General features: G+C 49.3%; 2 tRNA genes and 2 rRNA genes. All 4 read right to left on the reverse strand.

The window, feature by feature from the left end:
* Positions 1-23: 23 nt before the first annotated feature.
* Positions 24-2916 (reverse strand): 23S ribosomal RNA (locus tag NQ782_RS20085).
* A 340-nt stretch (positions 2917-3256) separates the two neighbouring features.
* Positions 3257-3332, reverse strand: a tRNA-Ala gene (locus NQ782_RS20090).
* Between the two features lie 55 nt (positions 3333-3387).
* Positions 3388-3464: transfer RNA gene (locus NQ782_RS20095), tRNA-Ile, on the reverse strand.
* A 59-nt stretch (positions 3465-3523) separates the two neighbouring features.
* Positions 3524-5060 (reverse strand): 16S ribosomal RNA (locus NQ782_RS20100).
* The 16S and 23S rRNA genes sit together here with 2 tRNA genes alongside, the layout of an rRNA operon.
* Positions 5061-5233: the final 173 nt, after the last annotated feature.

The raw sequence follows: 5233 nt of genomic DNA on the forward strand, positions 1-5233 counted from the left end.
ATATACAACTGCTTGGGTGTTGTATAGTCAAGCCTCACGAGCAATTAGTATTGGTCAGCTTCACATATCACTATGCTTCCACATCCAACCTATCAACGTCCTAGTCTCGAACGGCTCTTTAGAGGACATAAAGTCCTAGGGAAATCTTATCTTGAGGTAGGCTTCCCGCTTAGATGCTTTCAGCGGTTATCCCTTCCGAACATAGCTACCCGGCGATGCGACTGGCGTCACAACCGGTACACCAGAGGTTCGTCCACTCTGGTCCTCTCGTACTAGGAGCAGATCCTCTCAAATTTCCAGCGCCCACGGTAGATAGGGACCGAACTGTCTCACGACGTTCTAAACCCAGCTCGCGTACCTCTTTAAATGGCGAACAGCCATACCCTTGGGACCTGCTTCAGCCCCAGGATGAGATGAGCCGACATCGAGGTGCCAAACACCGCCGTCGATATGAACTCTTGGGCGGTATCAGCCTGTTATCCCCAGAGTACCTTTTATCCGTTGAGCGATGGCCCTTCCATACAGAACCACCGGATCACTAAGACCTACTTTCGTACCTGCTCGACTTGTGGGTCTCGCAGTTAAGCGCGCTTTTGCCTTTATACTCTACGCGTGATTTCCGACCACGCTGAGCGCACCTTCGTACTCCTCCGTTACTCTTTAGGAGGAGACCGCCCCAGTCAAACTACCCACCAGACACGGTCCTCGTCCCGGATCACGGGACAGAGTTAGAACCTCAACATTACCAGGGTGGTATTTCAAGGACGGCTCCACTGGAACTAGCGTTCCAGCTTCAAAGCCTCCCACCTATCCTACACAAGTAAGGTCAAAGTTCAGTGTCAAGCTGCAGTAAAGGTTCACGGGGTCTTTCCGTCTAGCCGCGGGTACACTGCATCTTCACAGCGATTTCGATTTCACTGAGCCTCTGCTGGAGACAGCGCCGCCATCATTATGCCATTCGTGCAGGTCGGAACTTACCCGACAAGGAATTTCGCTACCTTAGGACCGTTATAGTTACGGCCGCCGTTTACTGGGGCTTCGATCAAGAGCTTCGCTTACGCTAACCCCATCAATTAACCTTCCAGCACCGGGCAGGCATCACACCCTATACGTCCACTTTCGTGTTTGCAGAGTGCTATGTTTTTAATAAACAGTTGCAGCGGCCTGGTTTCTGCGGCTGTCGTCAGCTCAGGAAGCGAGTTCCATCACCAACAACAGCGTACCTTCTCCCGAAGTTACGGTACCATTTTGCCTAGTTCCTTCAGCAGAGTTCTCTCAAGCGCCTTGGTCTACTCGACCTGACCACCTGTGTCGGTTTCGGGTACGATTCCTGTGTAACTGAAGCTTAGAGACTTTTCCTGGAAGCATGGCATCAACCACTTCGCTGTACAAGTACAGCTTGCTATCAGATCTCAGCATAGAGTACCCCGGATTTGCCTAAGATACATGCCTACATCCTTTCACCTGGACAACCAACGCCAGGCTGATTTAGCCTTCTCCGTCCTCTCATCGCATTACACAGAAGTAATGGAATATTAACCATTTTCCCATCGACTACGCCTTTCGGCCTCGCCTTAGGGGTCGACTCACCCAGCCCCGATTAACGTTGGACTGGAACCCTTGGTCTTTCGGCGAACGGGTTTTTCACCCGTTTTGTCGTTACTCACGTCAGCATTCGCACTTCTGATACCTCCAGCATGCTTCTCAACACACCTTCATCGGCTTACAGAACGCTCCCCTACCACGTATACAAAGTATACATCCGCAGCTTCGGCACATAGTTTTAGCCCCGTTACATCTTCCGCGCAGGCCGACTCGACTAGTGAGCTATTACGCTTTCTTTAAAGGGTGGCTGCTTCTAAGCCAACCTCCTAGCTGTCTATGCCTTCCCACATCGTTTCCCACTTAACTATGATTTTGGGGCCTTAGCTGGCGGTCTGGATTGTTTTCCTCTTGACTACGGACGTTAGCACCCGCAGTCTGTCTCCCGGATAGTACTCATAGGTATTCGGAGTTTGCATCGGTTTGGTAAGTCGGGATGACCCCCTAGCCGAAACAGTGCTCTACCCCCTATGGTATTCGTCCGAGGCGCTACCTAAATAGCTTTCGGGGAGAACCAGCTATCACCAGGCTTGATTAGCCTTTCACCCCTATCCACAAGTCATCCCCTGGCTTTTCAACGACAGTGGGTTCGGTCCTCCAGTTAGTGTTACCCAACCTTCAACCTGCTCATGGATAGATCGCCTGGTTTCGGGTCTATACCCAGCAACTAAACGCCCTATTAAGACTCGATTTCTCTACGGCTCCCCTATACGGTTAACCTCGCTACTGAATATAAGTCGCTGACCCATTATACAAAAGGTACGCAGTCACACCACGAAGGTGCTCCCACTGCTTGTATGCATGCGGTTTCAGGATCTATTTCACTCCCCTCACAGGGGTTCTTTTCGCCTTTCCCTCACGGTACTGGTTCACTATCGGTCAGTCAGGAGTATTTAGCCTTGGAGGATGGTCCCCCCATATTCAGACAAGGTTTCACGTGCCTCGCCCTACTCGTCATCATTATGTGTGCCCTTTCGTGTACGGGAATATCACCCTCTACGTTCGCACTTCCCAGAGCGTTCCACTAAAACACACATAACTTAATGGGCTGATCCCCGTTCGCTCGCCGCTACTGAGGGAATCTCAATTGATTTCTTTTCCTAAGGGTACTGAGATGTTTCACTTCCCCTCGTTCGCCTTGCAACACTATGTATTCATGTTGCAATACCTACCTTAAAGTAGGTGGGTTCCCCCATTCAGACATCTCCGGATCAAAGGATATTTGCCGCCTCCCCGGAGCTTTTCGCAGGCTATCACGTCTTTCATCGCCTCTGACTGCCAAGGCATCCACCACATGCACTTAATTACTTGACTATACAACCCCAAACAGTCGATGTTACCTACAAGTTAGTAACTTCAACATTTCAGTTTAGAGCACTGTGCACTTAAGCACCGTACAGCTTCAATCTAAATTCACATACCAAAACGCTTGATTCAGTTAATTTGCTAGTTCTCAATTCATCTAGATTAATTGCTTAACCTAAACTCTTGAGTGAACAATTTATTTCAGACTCAATTTTGCCAATCTGTTAATGAGTTAATGTGTCTTCGTCAGATCACACTAATTACCGTGATAATGAAATCACAGAAGTTAATAAACCAAGATCTCAATCTTTATTTACTAATTTCTGTAATCCGAACTTATCTTAAGTTCTGGTGGAGACTAGGAGAGTCGAACTCCTGACCTCCTGCGTGCAAAGCAGGCGCTCTACCAACTAAGCTAAGTCCCCAGCTTACATCATCAATCATGTATCTTTTATCTATAACTTCAACCAGTCAAAGTCATGGTGGGTCTGACAAGACTTGAACTTGTGACCCCACGCTTATCAAGCGTGTGCTCTAACCAACTGAGCTACAGACCCTCAGATACATCTATGAAGAACAACTTGTTGTGGATTCTTACCAATCGTCAATCTTTCGTTAAGGAGGTGATCCAGCCGCAGGTTCCCCTACGGCTACCTTGTTACGACTTCACCCCAGTCATCGGCCACACCGTGGTAACCGCCCTCTTTGCAGTTAGGCTAGCTACTTCTGGTGCAACAAACTCCCATGGTGTGACGGGCGGTGTGTACAAGGCCCGGGAACGTATTCACCGCGGCATTCTGATCCGCGATTACTAGCGATTCCGACTTCATGGAGTCGAGTTGCAGACTCCAATCCGGACTACGATCGGCTTTTTGAGATTAGCATCACATCGCTGTGTAGCAACCCTTTGTACCGACCATTGTAGCACGTGTGTAGCCCTGGCCGTAAGGGCCATGATGACTTGACGTCGTCCCCGCCTTCCTCCAGTTTGTCACTGGCAGTATCCTTAAAGTTCCCATCCGAAATGCTGGCAAGTAAGGAAAAGGGTTGCGCTCGTTGCGGGACTTAACCCAACATCTCACGACACGAGCTGACGACAGCCATGCAGCACCTGTATCTAGATTCCCGAAGGCACCAATCCATCTCTGGAAAGTTTCTAGTATGTCAAGGCCAGGTAAGGTTCTTCGCGTTGCATCGAATTAAACCACATGCTCCACCGCTTGTGCGGGCCCCCGTCAATTCATTTGAGTTTTAGTCTTGCGACCGTACTCCCCAGGCGGTCTACTTATCGCGTTAGCTGCGCCACTAAAGCCTCAAAGGCCCCAACGGCTAGTAGACATCGTTTACGGCATGGACTACCAGGGTATCTAATCCTGTTTGCTCCCCATGCTTTCGTACCTCAGCGTCAGTATTAGGCCAGATGGCTGCCTTCGCCATCGGTATTCCTCCAGATCTCTACGCATTTCACCGCTACACCTGGAATTCTACCATCCTCTCCCATACTCTAGCTCACCAGTATCGAATGCAATTCCCAAGTTAAGCTCGGGGATTTCACATCCGACTTAATAAGCCGCCTACGCACGCTTTACGCCCAGTAAATCCGATTAACGCTCGCACCCTCTGTATTACCGCGGCTGCTGGCACAGAGTTAGCCGGTGCTTATTCTGCGAGTAACGTCCACTATCTCTAGGTATTAACTAAAGTAGCCTCCTCCTCGCTTAAAGTGCTTTACAACCATAAGGCCTTCTTCACACACGCGGCATGGCTGGATCAGGGTTCCCCCCATTGTCCAATATTCCCCACTGCTGCCTCCCGTAGGAGTCTGGGCCGTGTCTCAGTCCCAGTGTGGCGGATCATCCTCTCAGACCCGCTACAGATCGTCGCCTTGGTAGGCCTTTACCCCACCAACTAGCTAATCCGACTTAGGCTCATCTATTAGCGCAAGGTCCGAAGATCCCCTGCTTTCTCCCGTAGGACGTATGCGGTATTAGCATCCCTTTCGAGATGTTGTCCCCCACTAATAGGCAGATTCCTAAGCATTACTCACCCGTCCGCCGCTAGGTCCGGTAGCAAGCTACCTTCCCCCGCTCGACTTGCATGTGTTAAGCCTGCCGCCAGCGTTCAATCTGAGCCATGATCAAACTCTTCAGTTAAAATCATTTTGCACCTTATTATAGACAAGGTGCCAATTCTGGCTCATCAATTACTGACTTAAATTTCGCTCAAATAAACTTCGAGTAATTTAAACCAATCAATCAATGAAAATTATTTCGATTAATCAATCAGTAAAAATCCACACAAGTTGTTCTTCAATTCTCTTAATGAT

Origin of the sequence: Acinetobacter sp. BD54 (genome assembly GCF_044778325.1) — a bacterium.
Taxonomy (GTDB): Bacteria; Pseudomonadota; Gammaproteobacteria; order Pseudomonadales; family Moraxellaceae; genus Acinetobacter; species Acinetobacter baumannii.